The sequence below is a fragment of the Flavitalea antarctica genome (assembly GCF_054461535.1).
Genome location: NZ_JBTLQG010000013.1, coordinates 117,151 through 134,898 on the forward strand (window position 1 = coordinate 117,151; position 17,748 = coordinate 134,898).

The window sequence follows — 17,748 nt, forward strand, 5'->3', positions numbered from 1 at the left end:
TTAAATTCAGGTACAGCAAACTGCATTGGGAAAGTTACCAGGCACGTGCTCGTGGCCAGGACAAGCATTTAGAAGCATTTATTGGTATTCATTGAATGAACCATTTTTTATCTTCAACAATAAATTATGAGAACTGTTATTGACCTTTCCAGGAAAGCAATATTACTGGTACTACTCGCTTTCTGCCTCCAGGCGGCTTTCGCCCAAAAGTCAAAAAAAGAAAAAGATTCTGCAAAGACGCAGTTAACCAGGGGACTGGTTGAAGCAAAGCGATTTGTTTTCCAGGCCCAGTTTGTTTCGCCAATGAGAGGTGGCAGAAGACACCTGACACCGGGCTACACGCTTTTGCTTTCTAATGATTCGTTGATCAGCGACCTGCCATATTTTGGCCGCGCATACCAGGCGGGTTATGGTAGTAATGATGGGGGGATAAAATTTACGTCAACCAAATTTGAAACCGCCGTAAAAGACCGCAAAAAGGACGGATGGGATATAAACATCAAACCGGAAGATGTAACAAATATCGAGATCTTAATTCTTACGGTTCATGGTTCGGGTACTGCAAACCTGCAGGTAAAAACGAGGGACAGGCAACCCATCTCTTATGACGGCTATATCGAGGAACCTCAAACGCGGAAATAAGTGTGCTAAGGGTTTCGATATTTCGTAAATCTCCGAAATCCGGTGATCACTGTAACTCAAGCCGTTGGCCAAATCAAAATTATTATTTTTCCTTTTCCATAGTAATCAGCACACTAACCCTAAAGACGAAATCTGTATTGCGTCTGGCACACTATTAGAAGACAGGGGGGCTGAACTTAGAAGACACGATCTGGTTTGTGGGGCACCAGCACTATTCACTTCTTATATGATAAAGCAACCTTCAGTGAGATCATCCGGCGGGGCAGCATAACGTTTCATAAACCTTCAAACAATGGAAAAGACAGTTATTTGTAAAAATTGCGGCCATCGTTTTGAAGGTAAGTTTTGCAATATCTGCGGCCAGGAGGCCGATACGGAACGGGTCGACTGGCATGAGATACTTCATCATTTGCCGCATGCATTTTTTCACACCGACAATGGGTTGTTGCATACCCTCAAGGAAATGACCGTCAGACCGGGCCACACCATTCGGGAATACATGGAAGGTAAACGGGTTGACCATTTCAATCCTTTTCTGTTTGTAATTCTCCTGGGAGGTTTTGCCGTTTTCCTTTTTGCAACAGCCGACGTAAAACTTATCAGCACAGTAGTAGATCTCCATGCTATCGAATCCAGTCATGCTATACTGGCTCACCAGTATTTTCTTATCCCGGCTTTCATTATGACGCTACTGTTCGCAATCACCGATTACTTTATCTATCGGGAGAAAAAATATATCATGCCCGAACTGATCGTATCGAACATTTTCCAGATGGGCCAGCTTCTTGCCCTGGTTATTCTGAGTTTTCCTTTATTATACCTGCAGGATGCATACAAGATAGATTTTGGTTGGCAGCTGGAACTCCGATCGGTTATAAAAGCAATTATGGTTGTGTATTTTTTTTATGTCCGATACCAACTGTATGATGCAAAAAACAACCCTGGCGTCATAGTTAAAATAGCGCTCCAGGTGCTGGGCATATATTGTTTATATCACTTTGTGATAGAGCGTTTGATAAACGCAGCTTTTTCCTAGGGTTTTGTGAGTTGATCTGGTTGAATTTTCATTACCCTGGTTGAAGTAACCAGGGGGTTGCTGAAAGTCAGCTGTCGCGGTGTTCGATCAATTGCGCCTCGCAGGCAATTTTTACTTCCTCACCAACAAGAATTCCACCTGCTTCAGTTACCACGTTCCAGACAAGTCCGAAGTCCTTACGATTGATCTTGCCATTGATGGTAAAACCAGCTTTTGTATTTCCCCACGGATCTTTCACAACACCGCCAAACTCCACATCAAGTTTAATGTTCCTGGTTACTTCTTTTACGGTAAGGTCGCCATACAGTTCATATGATCCATCGCCGTCAACTGACTCATACTTTGTGGCCTTAAAGGTTATGGTAGGATAATTAGCAACGTCGAAAAAATCCGGGCCTTTCAGATGCGCATCGCGGTCGGCATTGCCTGTAGTGAGGGACGCTACCTGGACGGTAAAGGTGACCCTGGCTTTCATGAAATCTTCGTCCTCCGTTTCCACGTTTCCATCATATTCACTGAAACTTCCGGTCACGGTTGAAATCATCATGTGTTTGACCTTAAACTGAATCTGCGTGTGCGCTGGATCCAATACCCATTTTTTTATCGCCATGGCTGAATATTTTTTGTGGAAAGTTAGCAATTAATCTTAAGGTTTAAACAACGTTCAGCCAGGGCTTTTGGTTCAGGCCCATAGGGAATAATTGGTTCATTGCCTTAATAAATAAAAGGGGAGGGGTTTTATCTGACGAGGGCAGAACTACCTTTTAATGTAACTTTTTTCCCGGTATCAGATTCTTTATAACTGAGGGTCCATACAAATATCCCTGCAGCCTGCGCTTTCCCGTTCAGTGTACCATCCCAGCGCTGGTTCCAGTCGGTGGTTTCAAAAACAACCTGCCCATACCGGTTAAATACTTTGAACACGAGCTCAGTAGCCTTGAACGCATTCAACGGATAAAGATAATCGTTCACGCCATCACGGTTAGGTGTAAACGCAGTTGGTACGGCTATATAACATGAGCTGACCGCTTTCAGTGTGGCTGTTGTGGTATGGAAACACCCTGCAGCATTGCCGACTGTTAATGATACGGTGTATTTCAGTTCCCTGGTCAGGGCCGGCACTTCATAACTCTGCGGAGAAGGGACCTGCGTGTTACTGGTAAAGCCATTTCCGAACTGCCAGTTCCATGATATGATCTTTCCCCGGCTGCTGTCAACAAAAACAGCAGTTTCCTTCGGGCATACAATTTCAGGGTGAATAAATTTTGCCGTCAGTTCATTGTCAAGCATTATGGCCGAGTTGGTAGTATCTGAACAGAAGCCGTTACTAACTACCAGGGATATACGCTTTTCGCCGAATTTTGTATAGTAAGCATCCGGGCTTTGCAGGTCGCTTGACTTACCATCATCCAGGATCCATTTCCAGCTGTTAACGCCATTACGCGCATCATGGGTGAAGTTTATGGTGTCAACAGTGCATCCCAGCCGGACATTGTAATTAAAGGCAGCAGACACTGTGTCCTTTACACTAAATCCCACAGACGACCCTGCTGGAGTCTGTTGTCCGCATTCATCTATAAGTGTATTGAGGTCGCTGCCGTTAGCCAGCCTTACCTGGTAATTGCCGCCAATCACAACGGGTGATTGTAACCGGATGATTATCGACTTTGTGAAACCAGCTGCATCACATGTTCCCGAGGCGCTGGCAATTCGTATAGTCCCGGGTCCATTAATAAGGAAGTCGCTGCCATTGGCCGCAATACTATTGCATCTTATCGGACTACGAAAAACCAGCTTTAACTCGTTGGGCGCACAGGCTACCGGAACGAGGCTGTCCATAGGTGTTGGCTGGATCGAATTTACCGTAAAAGAAATTTCCTCTGAGCCTATTGAATTGCCGCAATAGTCAACAATGCTGTTGGCATCAGAACCGATCTTGCCATTTAGTTTATAAGTGCCCGGCGGCAGGGGATTATTTAAAGTAAGATTTATAGTTTCCATATCAAATCCACCGGTGCAGGTTGCAGAGCTGGCAGACTGAACCGTGGCGAGTGTGGTTGACAAGCGGAAATCAGTTCCGTCTGCCGCCAGGGAGTTACATCTCATTTTTTTGTTGAGCTTCACGGTAAGTTGCGTTCCGTCACATTTTACTGCGACATTTTCCAGGGCAGGAGGTTTTATGTCAGTGATACTTGCCGTTGACCCGCTTCCGCCAAATGTAAGCTTGTAGCCGCTCTGGCTGTTGGTGAAGTGACTCACCAGCATAATGTATTCATGGCCCTTGATGAGGTCGGGCATGGAGCTGAACAGGGCCTTACCCGGTCCTTCGCAAACGTGTTGGGCCCGGCCGGCAGCGGTAGCCCCGGTAACCCCGCTTTCTCCCGACCAGTTACTTGATACGATGAGTGAGGCCGTAGTATATACGTCATTCGGATCCCGGCCGGTGATATCGAAAATCTGCCAGTCGTAGTCATCTCCCAGGTCGTTAGGCGTTATCTGGAAGCCGAGTTTACCAGCCTCGAAACAAGTGAATTTGTACCAAAAAGGATTTTTGTCTGTCAGCGTCACCGTACAGCCGATCCCGGGTACGGGTCGGTTGCCACAAATTGGTACCGTATTCTGAGTAAATGTAGCGGTGCCACAAACCGGGAATGCCGTTGACGGGTTTTGACCCAAAGCTGAGCAGGTAGACTGGCTAAAAGCCTGGAAAACAGTCAGGGTAAAGAGAAATATTAGTGCCGCCGTCCGGTTGTTCATAAGTGATTGACTCAAAATAATGAACTAACGCTGCAACTTCCAAACATATTTTGATTTGCGTCTGCCCCCACTCAAGAAAAAACCCGGAGCGTTGTAAGTTAATGCTTACAAACGTCCGGGTTTTCACTGTATGTTGACTGGTTATCCGCTCGCTGAAAAAGAAAAGCGCGGAAACTTATTACTGCTTCGCAAACTGTTGCCTGATCACGTTCAGTGCACCACCGGCCTTGAACCATTCGATCTGCTGATCATTATAAGTATGGTTCAGCACGATTGTATCCTGGGTGCCATCAGCATGATTCAACACCATTTTCAACGGTACACCGGGAGCAAATGACTGCAGGCCAATAATATTTATATCATCGTTTTCCTGGATCTTATCGTAATCATCCTTATTGTCAAAGGTAAGCGCCAGCATACCCTGTTTTTTCAGGTTCGTTTCATGGATCCGGGCAAAACTCCTTACTATGATGGCTCGTACACCAAGATGTCTTGGTTCCATCGCTGCGTGTTCGCGGCTGGATCCTTCACCGTAGTTTTCATCACCTACTACAACTGTTCCCACATTGTGTGCCTTATAATAGCGTGCAGCAGCAGGTACACTGGTATATTCCCCGGTCAGTTGATTTTTAACGGCATCGGTCTTATCATTGAAATAATTGACCGCACCGATCAGCATGTTGTTACTGATATTATCCAGGTGGCCGCGGAACTTCAACCACGGACCAGCCATAGAAATATGATCCGTGGTACATTTTCCTTTAGCCTTGATCAGTAATTTCAAGCCAAGCAGATCTGTACCTTCCCAGGCAGCAAAGGGTTCCAGTAATTGTAAACGACTGCTGTCAGGGCTCACTACAACCTGCACGCTGCTTCCGTCAGCTGCTGGCTCCTGGTAACCGGCGTCTTCAACGGAAAAGCCGTTCGGAGGTAATTCGATACCCGTTGGTTCATCCAGTTTTACGTCTTCTCCATTCCTGTTTTTCAGGGTATCTGTGAGCGGATTGAAGGTGAGATCGCCGGCAATGGCAAATGCTGTCACGATTTCGGGCGAAGCCACAAAAGCATGGGTGCTGGCAAGACCGTCATTACGTTTTGCAAAATTCCTGTTGAAGGAAGTGATGATAGAGTTTTTCCTGTTCGGATCATCAATGTGCCTTGCCCACTGACCAATGCAGGGACCGCAGGCGTTAGCCAGCACAATACCACCGATCTGGTCGAAGGTTTTGAGGAAGCCGTCTTTTTCGATGGTATATCTCACGAGTTCCGATCCCGGGGTAATCGTAAATTCAGCGTTTGTCTTTAAATTTTTGCTGATAGCCTGTTCAGCAACAGAAGCTGAACGGCTTATATCTTCATAGGAAGAATTCGTACATGATCCGATCAGGGCAACTTCCAGTTTTTCGGGCCAGTTATTGGCACGAACGGCTTCACCAAACTTGCTGATCGGCCAAGCCAGATCAGGCGTAAATGGTCCGTTAACATGTGGTTCAAGTTCGTCGAGGTTGATCTCGATCAGTTGGTCGTAATATTTAGCGGGATCCTGGTAAACTTCCGGATCTGGTCTCAGATGTTCCGCAATTCCATCGGCCAGGTCAGCTACTTCCGCACGTTCGGTGGCTCTCAGGTATGCAGCCATTCTCTGGTCGTAGGTAAATACTGAACAGGTAGCCCCGATCTCAGCGCCCATATTGCAAATGGTTGCTTTACCGGTTGCGCTCATACTGTCTGCACCTTCACCAAAATATTCAACGATTGCACCGGTACCGCCCTTAACGGTCAGGATTCCGGCAACTTTCAATATCACATCTTTTGGCGCTGCCCATCCGCTTAACCTGCCACTGAGCTTAACACCAATCAGTTTTGGCATTTTGAGTTCCCAGGGAAGGCCGGCCATCACATCTACAGCATCTGCACCGCCAACACCGATCGCCACCATACCAAGTCCGCCGGCGTTTGGAGTGTGGGAATCTGTTCCGATCATCATTCCACCGGGGAAAGCATAGTTTTCCAATACCACCTGGTGAATGATACCTGCCCCGGGCTTCCAGAATCCGATGCCATATTTATTGGATATAGAAGCAAGAAAGTCATACACCTCGCGGTTCACGTCTTTTGCAGTTGCCAGGTCTTCCACTCCGCCCGTTTTTGCCTGGATCAGGTGATCGCAGTGTACCGTTGAAGGAACGGCTACCTTGCTACGTCCACAGGTCATGAACTGTAAAAGTGCCATTTGAGCAGTAGCATCCTGCATCGCTACACGGTCCGGGGCAAAATCAACATATTTTTTTCCCCTTTCATATGATTCCGTCGGGGGATTATAAAGATGGCTATAAAGAATTTTTTCGGCTAAAGTAAGTGGCGATCCTGTAAGCTTTCGTGCCGCTTCGATTTTCGCCGGCATTTCAGCATATACTTTCTTAATTAGATCCAGGTCAAATACCATAATAGGGATTTTAAAGTGTTTGTAGCTTAGGAAAATTTCCTTGCTAACTTTTTGATAATGATAGAATTTTTTCGCTATCGGGTCGTTCTAAAGTCGTGCGAATTTACCATATTTTGAACTTATCTTCTAACGTATTTTGGCATGATTTTATTAATTTTTCATAAATTACAATTATGAACCGTCTGAAATATTTTATCGAATGGCAGTTATTCGGGGTCTGTGCCGCCATAGGTAAGTATATGGGTATCGCACCTTCGCGGATTCGTTCCTGGTTCATCTACATCTCATTCATGACGATGGGATCGCCACTGATTGTGTATTTTATACTGGCTTTCTGGATGAATATCAAGCGATATATCCTTTCGTTCCGGAGAAATCCGTTCTGGTATCAGTAAGGCCGACTGGTGTCCATAGGTCCCTTTTTCGATTGTTACTATTATCCACCTCAACCAGCATTACTTTCTGCAGATAACATTTCCTTCTGCAACAATCCCTTCCGGGAATTATCGTCTGTAATGAGCTTTTCCATCAGCTCCTCCCGTGTAGAACCGGGATCCTGGTCAGGATATAACGACTTTACGCAGTTTCACCATCTTTTCAAGCAGCGCCTGTAGCAGGTCAAGTTTAAGCATATTGGCGCCATCACTTTTGGCGACGGCCGGATTGGGATGCGTCTCGATGAACAGGCCGTCGGCACCGGCAGCTATGGCCGCGCTGGCAATAGTGCCAATCAACTGGGGGTTACCCCCCGTCACGCCGGAGGTTTGGTTAGGTTGCTGCAGGCTATGTGTGCAATCCATTACCACCGGTGCATTGTGTTGCTGCATCCAGGGGATGTTCCGGAAATCGACCACCATGTCCTGGTAGCCGAAACTGTTCCCTCTTTCAGTCAGAATCACTTTTTCGTTCCCGATGTTCCTGATCTTATCAGCGGCAAACTTCATGGAAGGCCCGCTTACAAACTGGCCCTTTTTTACATTGACAATTTTGCCGGTTGCAGCGCAGGCGATCAGCAGGTCGGTCTGGCGACAGAGAAACGCGGGGATCTGCAAGATGTCAATATATTTTGCCGCCATTTCTGCTTCGTCATGGGCATGAACATCAGAGGTAACCGGCAAATTATAGGTCGTTGCAACTTTTTTCAAATGGATGAGCGCAGTTTCATCACCTATACCGGTAAACGATGTTGCACTTGTACGGTTAGCCTTACGGTAGGAAGCCTTAAAGACATATGGAATACCCAGGTTTTTACAGATAGCCGAAACCTTGTCCGCCACTTCTAATACCAACTCTTCGCTTTCAACAACACAGGGACCGGCGATCAGAAAAAAATTCTTTTCATCATATTGCTGGCCCGCGAAAAGGTCCGTCATAAATTTTTCCATCATTCAAAGATAGGAAGATCAACAAGAATGTAACCTGCGCAACAGGTAAGGTGCTCACGAAAGTTTAATGGTTTCCCATTGCTCATGCAGATACCCAACCGGCTACACATGCAGATAAAAAAGTGGCTACTCATGTAGATAAACTAGTGCCTACACCTGCCGATCGGCAAACGGCCGTTTTGTTTAATGGCACGCATTATATTTGCGGCATGATAAAAGAAAAGATTCTGGTAATTGGTGCCTCGGGCCAGATCGGGGTGGAACTGACCCTTGGTCTCAGGAAGATCTATGGCAATGCAAATGTTGTTGCTTCAGATCTCCGCGAGGAAAACGAATTATTAAAAGGAACCGGCCCCTATGTCAGCATCGATGTGATGAACAAAGAGATGCTTCACGTGCAGATCATCAGGCAGAACATCACCCAGATATATTTGCTGGCAGCGATACTTTCAGCAACAGGAGAAAAAAATCCTAACCTTGCCTGGAACCTTAACATGCAGGGTTTGTTGAACGTGCTCGATATCGCGCGTGAGGAACAGATCCATAAAATTTACTGGCCAAGCAGCATTGCTGTATTCGGCCCCACTTCACCAAGAATCAATTGTCCCCAGCAAACCATCATAGAACCAACAACCGTTTATGGCATCAGTAAATATGCCGGTGAGTTCTGGTGCAATTATTATTATCAGCGGTACAATGTAGATGTCAGGAGCCTGCGTTATCCGGGTTTGATCAGTTACAAGTCTGCCCCCGGAGGTGGAACCACCGATTATGCTGTAGAGATATTTCATGAAGCGCTTGAAGAAAAAGAGTATTCCTGTTTCCTTGAAAAGGATACCTATCTGCCAATGATGTATATGCCGGATGCCATTCGTGCAACGATTGAACTGATGGAGGCACCGGCCGATAAAATTTCTGTCAGAACCTCCTATAACCTCTCGTCGATGAGCTTTTCACCCAGCGAGATTGCCGCAGAAATCAAAAAGCATATTCCTGATTTTAAGATGATCTACAAACCGGATTACCGGCAGGCCATCGCCAACAGCTGGCCGCAGTCAATCGATGACTCGGTGGCCCGGCAGGACTGGGGTTGGAAACATGATTTTGATCTGCCCAAGATGACCGCGGATATGTTACAGAACCTGTAAGGCCACTAAAAACAAAAGAGGCATCCAGTCGCCATAGGTGATGAATACCTCTTTTGTAATGTTGAAACCTGTATTACAAATTCCTGATCCAGATGTTGCGGAAGCTCACAGGATTTCCGTGATCCTGCAGACTGATTGGTTCTTTTGCTTCGTGTTTTTCGTAGCTGGCAAGACCAATATATTGGGTAGCACCCTGTATGGCCATGTTGTTTTGAACGAGGACTCCATTATGTATCACTGTGATACGTGCCTGGGTTTTTACTGATCCGTTTGGATTGAATGTAGGAGCAGTGAATATAACATCATAGGTCTGCCATTCTCCCGGCGGACGGCAGGCGTTTACCAGAGGCGGTAATTGTTTGTAAATACTTGCGGCCTGGCCGTTCACATAAGTTTTGTTATTATAGTTATCCAAAACCTGCAACTCATATTTTCCCATGAGGAAGATACCGCTGTTTCCGCGACCTTGTCCCTCGCCCTTAACTTCGGCAGGAGTTCTCCATTCAATATGCAACTGGCAGTCACCGAATTTCTCCTTGGTTGTGATTTCCCCGGTTCTTTCCTTTACGGTCAAAGCACCATCAGCAACTGTCCAGGCAACGGGGCCTCCACCTTTCGCTACCCATTTTGATGCGTCTTTACCATCGAATAAGATAATGGCGTCAGCAGGGGGTTCACTGGCCGTTTTGCCTGGGGCTACTACTGGTGCTGCCGGTTCGTAATACTCGCTGAGTTTAGGGTCACCTCCCTTACGGTCCTGTGCATTTACAGTCATTAACGCACAAAGGCCCAATGAGCACAATACTAAAAATCTCCTGTTCATATCAATCGTTTTGTTTTATGATAAAGCGGTAATTTAATACAAAATCCGATACTGCATCAAACAATCCGGCACTCGTCCGGGACTCGTCCGGCACTCGTCCGGCACTCGTCCGGGACTCGTCAGGGACTCGTCAGGGACTCGGTTGCTTGCGTGAAAAAACAAGAGCAGTAAGATATTTTGCTATCGTTTGATGGAAAAACCGGGGAAATGGCGAAGAGCAATTTCGACCAGGTTGACGGATGTGACTGAAGCGAGCTGCGGTCCTTTGTGACACCAGCGAACAAAATCTTCGAGAACTTTCGGATCACCGGTTGCGATGATCAGTACATCGCCATTATCGAGGTTTTCCACGGTGCCTGTTAAGCCGAGAATCACCGCCTTGCGCCGGGTCGTTTCGCGATACGTTACTCCCTGCACTTTCCCTTTGACAGTTATTTGAAGTGTCTGCATCATTTTGTGAGATCGGCAACCGTTCTTTTCTCAAGTATGCGGAGATTGGCATCTCTCACCATGACCATGGTATCGTGGAGACCACAGCTTTTTTCATCGCAGTTTTTGCAACGCTCATAGAAGTACAGGCTCACACATGGCAACATCGCGATAGGACCATCAATTAGCCGCATGATTTTAGCCAGCGAAATTTCGCGGGGAGGAACCTTGAAAAAATAGCCACCTCCCTTTCCTTTTTTACTTTCAAGAACCCCGGCTTTACGTAGTTCAAGCAATATGTTTTCAAGAAACTTTAATGGTATCTTTTTTTTCCTGGCAATTTCCGCAATGAGAACAGGCTGATTATCTTTTTTCTCAGCCATATACATCAGGGCCTTAAAGGCATATTGCGCTTTTTTGGACAGCATGTTCTAGAATTTATCGGCGAGAAGATATAGTTTTTTTCTGAGACTTGTCCCGCCGCTATTCGATCCCGAGAACATCATTCATGTGGTACACGCCGGTTTTATTCCTCATAAACTCAGCTGCAAGCACGGCCCCGCCTGCAAACCCTTTGCGGTTATGTGCTGTATGTTTTATTTCAATGTCGTCGATGTCTGACCGGTAACTCACCGTATGTGTCCCGGGCGCAGGATCTGTTCGTACACTGATGATGGGAATTGCTGTTTTGTCGTTCACCGGTTCATTCACCCACCTCGTTTTTGAAGGAATATATTGCATAATCTGTTCTGCAAGACTGATGGCTGTGCCGCTGGGTGCATCTTTTTTCTCGGTATGATGTACCTCCGTTAAGCTGACCTCGTAATTTTCATGCCGGCTCATCAAGGATGCAAGTCTTTTATTAACCGCAAAAAAAATATTCACCCCGATGCTATAATTGCTTGAATACAAAAAACCGACTTGTTTTTCTTTGCTATACCGTTCTGCGTCCGGCAGATTTTTTAACCAGCCGGTGGATCCGCTGACCACCGGAACACCTGCATCAAGGCATCGTTTTATATTCTCGAATGCTACTTCCGGCCCGGTGAACTCGATGGCTACATCAGCCTTGCTGATTTTTTCAACCGTATTATCTTCCAGGTTCTCAATGCCGACCCGCAGCACTATTTCATGACCGCGACTCAATGCAATTTCTTCAATGGCTTTTCCCATTTTCCCGTAACCGATCAGGGCGATTTTCATTTATTAACTATTTTAAGGAGATGCGAAGGTAAAAGGTTGTATCAACAACGACAAGGAACGAAGCTTACGATAATGTTTTTGAGAGAACAAGTGTAACGTTTTGGAAACAATCAGCATTCAGATCAATACAGGTTCCTGGGCCTGGTTTGCTGGCTTTTATCTTTCAAAGCAAAAACAATGCTCAACCCCGGGGATCTCGTGCCGCTCATGATCACCGGTTTAACCCGCATGCTGATCTCGTCGCTTACATCAAAGTCTTTAAGATGTGCATCAACAGTAGCATCGATCACATTAAGACCCCAGGCGAGTATAGTGATGAGGATGGAATAGTCCATGTTTTGCCTGAACTCATCCCGGTAATTACGAAGGGAACTGACAGATTCGGAAGCGGTCAAAGCTCTCAGTTCCGGGTGCACTGTTTCAAGTTCCGCAGGAGTAACGGGCGGATCCGAAGCTACGGCTAACGCATGTCGCGCGCGGTCGTACCACTGCTTGTTATAATAAATGAGATAAGCGGGTATACCCACCGCGGCATAAACAATAGGAAGTTTCCAGTATTTTCTGTTGTAGATCTGGCCCAGGCCGGGAAGTATTGCGGACCGTATGGCCGCTTTTCTCGGGCTGTGTTTGCGTACAGAATCTTTTTTGGGGGCATTGATGACCGTGTCGCCGGTAATGATAACTGCGTTGGTAGTATCTCTGCGATCACCGAGCCTGACTGTATCGCGGCTCCTGGGAGGAACGGTATCTTGTTGTAATGAATTCGCTGTCCCCGGACTGCCAGGCTGTTGCGAAAAAGCAAAAGACTGAATCAACGATACCAGTAAAAAAACAAGAAAAACTCTCATACCGGAATAGTCGGTTCAAACTCAGATTTATGATGGTTTATTATATACAGCTTAATGTTTTTCAATTGCCGGCTTAACTAACGGTGAGGCCCAGCTGATCCAGAATTTTATTAAGGTCCTGGATAGAAAAGTATTCAATAGAAATGCTTCCGTACCCTTTTTTGTTGTGGTTCAGCTTAACTTTTGTGCTCAGATGGGAAGCTAAATTATCCTCTATTTTCTTGTAAGCCGGCGGTAGTGAAGGTTTTACGGAATCTTTAACAGGGGTGTTTGACTTGTACAGTTTCCTGACAAGCTCCTCTGTCTGGCGGACAGAAAGGTTTTTTGCCCTTACCTCATTAAAGATAAAAAGTTGCTTATCCACGGTATCAACGTTCACCAGTGCCCGGGCATGTCCCATGCTGATGTCACCTTTTCTTACCGCAACCTGGATATCCGGCGGCAATTTCAGCAGGCGGATATAGTTTGCCACAGTACTTCTTTCTTTACCCATTCTTTCTGCTACCTCTTCCTGCGTATGATTTAATTCTTCCATCATACGTTTATATGAGAGTGCAATTTCCATGGCATTCAGATCTTCACGCTGCAGGTTTTCAAGCAAGGCCAGTTCAAGTAATTCCTGGTCATTCGCCTGCCTGATGTATGCGGGCACATCTGCCAGGCCGGCAAGTTTTGCTGCACGCCACCGGCGTTCACCGGATATAAGCCTGTACTTTCCGTTACCGATTGATGTGACAGTAATGGGTTGAACAAGATCATGCAACTTAACAGAGGCGGCAAGTTCTTTCAATGCCTGTTCATCAAAATCACGACGCGGCTGTTTGGGATTGGGCTCAACATCTGTGACTTTAATTCTTTGCATGGTGGTTGCTGCTTCCACAACGGAAGTTTTCAGCGAACCTGTATTGGTCTTCAGATCAGAATCTATGCTCTGTAAAAGAGAACGGATACCTTTTCCGAGTGCGTCTTTATTTTGTTTGGGAGTGGTCATTGAATGGTTAATTTATTCTAGTATTCTTTCTTCCTGGCTGATCCGCGTCATATTGTTTTTCTGGAGAACCTCTTTTGCCAGGTTGAGATAATTGATTGCGCCCTTACTTAGCGCATCATACAAAATCACCGGTTTGCCAACACTTGGCGCTTCGCTGATCCTGGTATTACGGTGAATGATGGTATTGAATACCATCTCATCAAAATGTTTACGAACCTCTGCAACCACCTGGTTACAAAGCCTGAGCCTGCCGTCATACATCGTCATCAATATCCCTTCGATCTCCAGCTCCTGGTTAAGCCTGCTTTGAACAATCTTGATGGTGTTCAGCAGCTTACCAAGGCCTTCGAGTGCGAAAAACTCAGTCTGCACAGGCACAATCACTGAATCTGAAGCAACCAGGGCATTTACGGTGATCAGTCCGAGTGAAGGAGAACAATCGATAATGATGAACTGGTATTCATCTCTTACCGGTGCAAGGATGTTTTTCAACACCGTTTCCCTGTTCGGGTAATTGATCATTTCTATTTCAGCACCAACAAGGTCAATATGTGATGGAATCACATCCAGGTTAGGTATTTCGGATTTCAGGATCACATCAGCAGCGCGGGCATTGTTCACCATACAATCATACAGGCTTTGCCTGATGTTGTGCAGGTCAAAACCCACACCTGTTGTACTATTTGCCTGAGGATCCGCATCAACCAGCAAGGTTCTGAATTCAAGCACAGCGAGGCTTGCAGCAAGATTAATTGCTGAAGTTGTTTTTCCTACACCACCTTTTTGATTAGCAACGCCGATTACTCTCGCCATTTATACAAATTAAAATTTATTATCAGGGATAGCGGTAAAGTTGTTTACAATCGCTAAAACCGCAAAATTTAGTTTTGCCCATAACTTGAACATCTCCATGCACATTCCCCCCAAAGTCTACAATATATAACAGATTCATCCGTCTGACCAACAAGTTGATATTTCAGCGCAATAATAAAATCGGAAAATGCACTGCAGACGGTAATTTTGAGCCTGAATTTTATTCCAGCCGGCAAAAATAAAGCATCGCTGGCGAAATTGCAGGAACCAAATGCAATCTGATACGTTATTATCGTCACTATGAGTGAATTGTACACCGTTATTTCAGCAACAAACCGGGCAAACAGCAATACGCTGAAGGTAGCAAAGCAGTATGAGCAGCTTTTAAGGGATCGGGAGGTGAATGTCCGGCTGATGTCGCTGGAAGGATGGAAATGGCTGCATAGGGATCCGGAATTTACTAAAATAGAATCCGACATACTTGCGCCTGCTACCAAGTTTGTTTTTGTTGTGCCCGAATATAACGGCAGTATACCAGGAGTGCTGAAGGTGATGTTTGACATTTCGAGCTATAAGGATACCTGGTATGGAAAGAAAGCCATGCTGACCGGCATCGCCACCGGGCGCGCCGGAAATCTCAATGGTCTTGAACATTTAACAAGCATTCTGCATTATCTGAACGTAGTGGTTCATCCAAACAAACTTCCTATCTCATCCGTGGATAAACTTTTAAATCCCCAGGGTCTGATAGTGGACGAAGGAACTGTTCTTGCGGTGAAGCATCAGCTAAATGAATTTACCCGGTTCTAAGATTGCCCCTATTAATTTCATTCAATTATGAGAAGCTCAGGTTTTTTATGGATACTCATGGCCATTATGTTGATGATGGACATTTATATTTTCCAGGTACTGCGGTCACTTACCCAATATTCCGGCCCCAGGGTCCGGCTGGCAGTTACCATAATCTACTGGTTGGTGGCTGTTGGTGCGCTGGCGGTAATGCTTGCGATCCCTTACCTCAATGAACAGAATATTTCAAGAACGGCACGGACCTATTTGTTCGCAGTGCTCGTCGGTCTTTTCTTTTCACAGGTGGTGGCGTCAGTATTTTTCCTGGTTGATGATCTGCGCAGGGGCATAACCTGGATCGTTCAAAAAGTTCAGCCACGCTCCCCGGGGGCGACGACAGGTGAAAGCATAAGCAGATCAGCCTTTCTTAGCTGGCTTGGTCTGGGTCTTGGTGGTGGACTGATGGGAACGCTTTTATATGGATTCAGCAACAAATACAATTACCAGGTTGTCCGGAAGAAGTTAGTGTTCTCCAATGTTCCCCAGGCTTTCAAAGGGCTGCGGATCGTTCATATTTCAGATATCCATGCGGGCAGCTTTACCGACAAGGCCGCGGTGATCAAAGGAGTTGAAAAGATCATGAAGGAAAAACCGGACCTGATTCTCTTCACCGGTGATCTTGTAAATGACCGTGCAACGGAGATGGATGATTACATGGAAGTTTTCAGCCGGCTGAAAGCTCCGCTCGGCGTTTATTCAACACTTGGCAATCATGATTACGGGGACTATGTTGCCTGGGAAAGCTTAAGTGTAAAGCAGAGTAATTTGGAAAGGCTCAAGGAAGTGCATGCAGAACTGGGATGGAAACTTTTGATGAACGAAAATGTTTCACTGGAAAAAGAAGGGGAGCAGATTGCGCTTATCGGCATTGAAAACTGGAGTGCCAAAGGAAACTTTCCGAAATACGGAAGACTGAGTGAAGCATATAACGGTGTCGCACATATGCCGTTCAAGATACTCATGAGTCATGACCCGAGTCACTGGACTGCAGAGGTACAGGAAAAATACAAAGACATTGATTTGATGCTTTCGGGCCATACCCATGGAATGCAGTTCGGGGTTGAGTTGCCCGGTTTCAGGTGGAGTCCTGTTCAATACATGTATAAACAATGGGCGGGCCTTTATGAAAACGAGAATCAAAAGCTCTATGTTAACCGCGGGTTTGGTTTTATAGGTTACCCGGGCCGGGTGGGGATCCTGCCCGAAATAACCCTGCTTGAAATTGCCTGATAAGGTTTCGGTTACACGCTGTGCTAAAGGTTAAAGAATTATCTTAATTTTAGTAAAAAATAAGCCGTTGTTAATAACAATTAACAGCGCCATATTTTCTCTGGCATGTAACTTGAAAATTATTAGAAACCATTAAAGCAGAAAATATGAAAACGAAAATCCTGGGTTTACTAACGATTGCTCTGATTGCCGGAACTATGAGTTTTGCACAAGGAGTTGGTATCAAGGCTGGCGCCAACATTAACAAGATTGATGGGAAAGGTCTGAAAGAAGAGTTTCAGTATGGTTACAGTCTTGGCGGTTTTGCTGAACTATACTTCAACAACAAATGGGGTATCCAGCCCGAGGTATTGTGGAACCAATACCAGACAAAAACCACAAACGATTTTGACGAAGTGATTCCTGGCGGCACCAGCGATCTCAAGGGTATCAAACTAAATTATCTTTCAATTCCATTATTGCTGAATTTCCGTCCCGTACAGTTTATCACACTGCAGGCAGGTCCGCAGTTTGGAATACTGATAAACAAAGACCAGGGTTTATTAAAAAATGGCCAGGAAGCATTTTCATCCGGTGATCTCAGTATGCTTGGTGGTGTACAGTTGAACGTTGGCAAACTCAGAGTTGGCGGACGTTACCAGATAGGACTGAATAATATCAATGAAATTGACAATTCCACCAAATGGAAAAACCAGGGTTTTCAAATCTACGCTGGCATTAAGTTATTATAATGCTGGTGTGGGTTTTCCATATACAACAATAGCTATAGGTGCCGAATGAACAATCCCGTCCCCAATGTTTTGGGGACGGGTTTTTTTTGCAAAAGCCTGTCGCACAAATGGCATTAAACTTGACCTACATACCATTCGCCTGGAAATTCGCTTATTATAAAAGGGAATTGCTATTTTGTCACAGTTAAAAAGAACAATGAAAGAATCGAATTATTTGTTTAATCCTGAAGATGATATGGACTTTATGCCCATCATTCCTCTCAATGAAAATGATGGTGAAAATGGTACTGATACTGTGATTCCGGATGAATTATCATTATTACCACTGAGGAATACGGTACTTTTTCCCGGAGTGGTGCTGCCGATAACGGTGGGTCGCGACAAAAGTATCAAGGCAGTCAATGACGCATATAAGGC

Annotated in this window: 19 protein-coding genes; 8 read left to right on the forward strand and 11 right to left on the reverse strand. The window is 45.6% G+C overall.

The annotated features are described in order from the left end of the window. Positions 1–126 precede the first annotated feature (126 nt). Positions 127–642, forward strand: coding sequence for a DUF4251 domain-containing protein (locus tag ACX0G7_RS14125; RefSeq protein ID WP_458924135.1), 516 nt, complete (start codon positions 127–129; stop codon positions 640–642). Positions 643–934: 292 nt separating this feature from the next. Beyond that, on the forward strand, positions 935–1,678 hold the full coding sequence (locus ACX0G7_RS14130) for a DUF3667 domain-containing protein (RefSeq protein WP_458924136.1): 744 nt from the start codon (positions 935–937) through the stop codon (positions 1,676–1,678). Between the two features lie 67 nt (positions 1,679–1,745). Here the strand turns inward: ACX0G7_RS14130 and ACX0G7_RS14135 are convergent, their stop codons facing one another. From ACX0G7_RS14135 to ACX0G7_RS14145, 3 genes are all read right to left on the reverse strand, one after another. Continuing rightward, a complete protein-coding gene (locus tag ACX0G7_RS14135; protein ID WP_458924137.1) occupies positions 1,746–2,288 on the reverse strand; it encodes a YceI family protein in 543 nt (180 codons plus the stop codon). Between the two features lie 128 nt (positions 2,289–2,416). Next, on the reverse strand, positions 2,417–4,435 hold the full coding sequence (locus ACX0G7_RS14140) for a T9SS type B sorting domain-containing protein (RefSeq protein WP_458924138.1): 2,019 nt from the start codon (positions 4,433–4,435) through the stop codon (positions 2,417–2,419). 178 nt (positions 4,436–4,613) lie between these two features. Next, positions 4,614–6,881 carry an aconitate hydratase gene (locus ACX0G7_RS14145; RefSeq protein WP_458924139.1) on the reverse strand — a complete coding sequence of 756 codons (2,268 nt, stop codon included), beginning with the start codon at positions 6,879–6,881 and terminating at the stop codon, positions 4,614–4,616. A gap of 173 nt (positions 6,882–7,054) precedes the next feature. Here ACX0G7_RS14145 and ACX0G7_RS14150 point away from each other — a divergent pair, with 173 nt between their 5' ends. Beyond that, on the forward strand, positions 7,055–7,276 hold the full coding sequence (locus ACX0G7_RS14150) for a PspC domain-containing protein (RefSeq protein ID WP_458924140.1): 222 nt from the start codon (positions 7,055–7,057) through the stop codon (positions 7,274–7,276). A gap of 165 nt (positions 7,277–7,441) precedes the next feature. Here the strand turns inward: ACX0G7_RS14150 and kdsA are convergent, their stop codons facing one another. Beyond that, positions 7,442–8,254 (reverse strand): 3-deoxy-8-phosphooctulonate synthase, encoded by an 813-nt coding sequence (kdsA, locus tag ACX0G7_RS14155; protein ID WP_458924141.1) that lies wholly within the window; start codon positions 8,252–8,254, stop codon positions 7,442–7,444. Positions 8,255–8,475: 221 nt separating this feature from the next. On the opposite strand from kdsA, the gene ACX0G7_RS14160 reads away from it, so the two are divergent. Next, on the forward strand, positions 8,476–9,414 hold the full coding sequence (locus ACX0G7_RS14160; protein ID WP_458924142.1) for an NAD-dependent epimerase/dehydratase family protein: 939 nt from the start codon (positions 8,476–8,478) through the stop codon (positions 9,412–9,414). 73 nt (positions 9,415–9,487) lie between these two features. On the opposite strand, the gene ACX0G7_RS14165 is transcribed toward ACX0G7_RS14160, so the two are convergent. The 7 genes from ACX0G7_RS14165 to ACX0G7_RS14195 form a co-directional block, all read right to left on the reverse strand. Beyond that, entirely contained in the window at positions 9,488–10,237 is a 750-nt protein-coding gene (locus tag ACX0G7_RS14165; RefSeq protein ID WP_458924143.1) for a 3-keto-disaccharide hydrolase, read from the reverse strand. A gap of 180 nt (positions 10,238–10,417) precedes the next feature. Beyond that, entirely contained in the window at positions 10,418–10,687 is a 270-nt protein-coding gene (locus ACX0G7_RS14170) for an acylphosphatase (protein WP_458924144.1), read from the reverse strand. Further along, on the reverse strand, positions 10,687–11,094 hold the full coding sequence (locus tag ACX0G7_RS14175; protein WP_458924145.1) for an RrF2 family transcriptional regulator: 408 nt from the start codon (positions 11,092–11,094) through the stop codon (positions 10,687–10,689). The genes ACX0G7_RS14170 and ACX0G7_RS14175 overlap by 1 nt, the downstream gene beginning before the upstream one ends. A gap of 55 nt (positions 11,095–11,149) precedes the next feature. Continuing rightward, positions 11,150–11,869 carry a 4-hydroxy-tetrahydrodipicolinate reductase gene (gene dapB / locus ACX0G7_RS14180; RefSeq protein WP_458924146.1) on the reverse strand — a complete coding sequence of 240 codons (720 nt, stop codon included), beginning with the start codon at positions 11,867–11,869 and terminating at the stop codon, positions 11,150–11,152. A gap of 122 nt (positions 11,870–11,991) precedes the next feature. Beyond that, positions 11,992–12,717, reverse strand: coding sequence for a DUF5683 domain-containing protein (locus ACX0G7_RS14185; RefSeq protein WP_458924147.1), 726 nt, complete (start codon positions 12,715–12,717; stop codon positions 11,992–11,994). 73 nt (positions 12,718–12,790) lie between these two features. Then, positions 12,791–13,708: a ParB/RepB/Spo0J family partition protein gene (locus ACX0G7_RS14190; RefSeq protein ID WP_458924148.1), complete on the reverse strand. Its 918-nt coding sequence runs from the start codon at positions 13,706–13,708 to the stop codon at positions 12,791–12,793. A 12-nt stretch (positions 13,709–13,720) separates the two neighbouring features. Beyond that, on the reverse strand, positions 13,721–14,521 hold the full coding sequence (locus ACX0G7_RS14195) for a ParA family protein (RefSeq protein WP_458924149.1): 801 nt from the start codon (positions 14,519–14,521) through the stop codon (positions 13,721–13,723). Positions 14,522–14,821: 300 nt separating this feature from the next. Between ACX0G7_RS14195 and ACX0G7_RS14200 the strand changes: the two genes are divergently transcribed. From ACX0G7_RS14200 to ACX0G7_RS14215, 4 genes are all read left to right on the forward strand, one after another. Then, positions 14,822–15,331 (forward strand): NADPH-dependent FMN reductase, encoded by a 510-nt coding sequence (locus ACX0G7_RS14200; RefSeq protein WP_458924150.1) that lies wholly within the window; start codon positions 14,822–14,824, stop codon positions 15,329–15,331. 27 nt (positions 15,332–15,358) lie between these two features. Further along, a complete protein-coding gene (locus ACX0G7_RS14205) occupies positions 15,359–16,600 on the forward strand; it encodes a metallophosphoesterase (protein WP_458924151.1) in 1,242 nt (413 codons plus the stop codon). A gap of 146 nt (positions 16,601–16,746) precedes the next feature. Further along, positions 16,747–17,331: a porin family protein gene (locus ACX0G7_RS14210; protein ID WP_458924152.1), complete on the forward strand. Its 585-nt coding sequence runs from the start codon at positions 16,747–16,749 to the stop codon at positions 17,329–17,331. Positions 17,332–17,527: 196 nt separating this feature from the next. Beyond that, on the forward strand, positions 17,528–17,748 hold a 221-nt coding region (locus ACX0G7_RS14215), incomplete at its 3' end, for an LON peptidase substrate-binding domain-containing protein (RefSeq protein WP_458924153.1).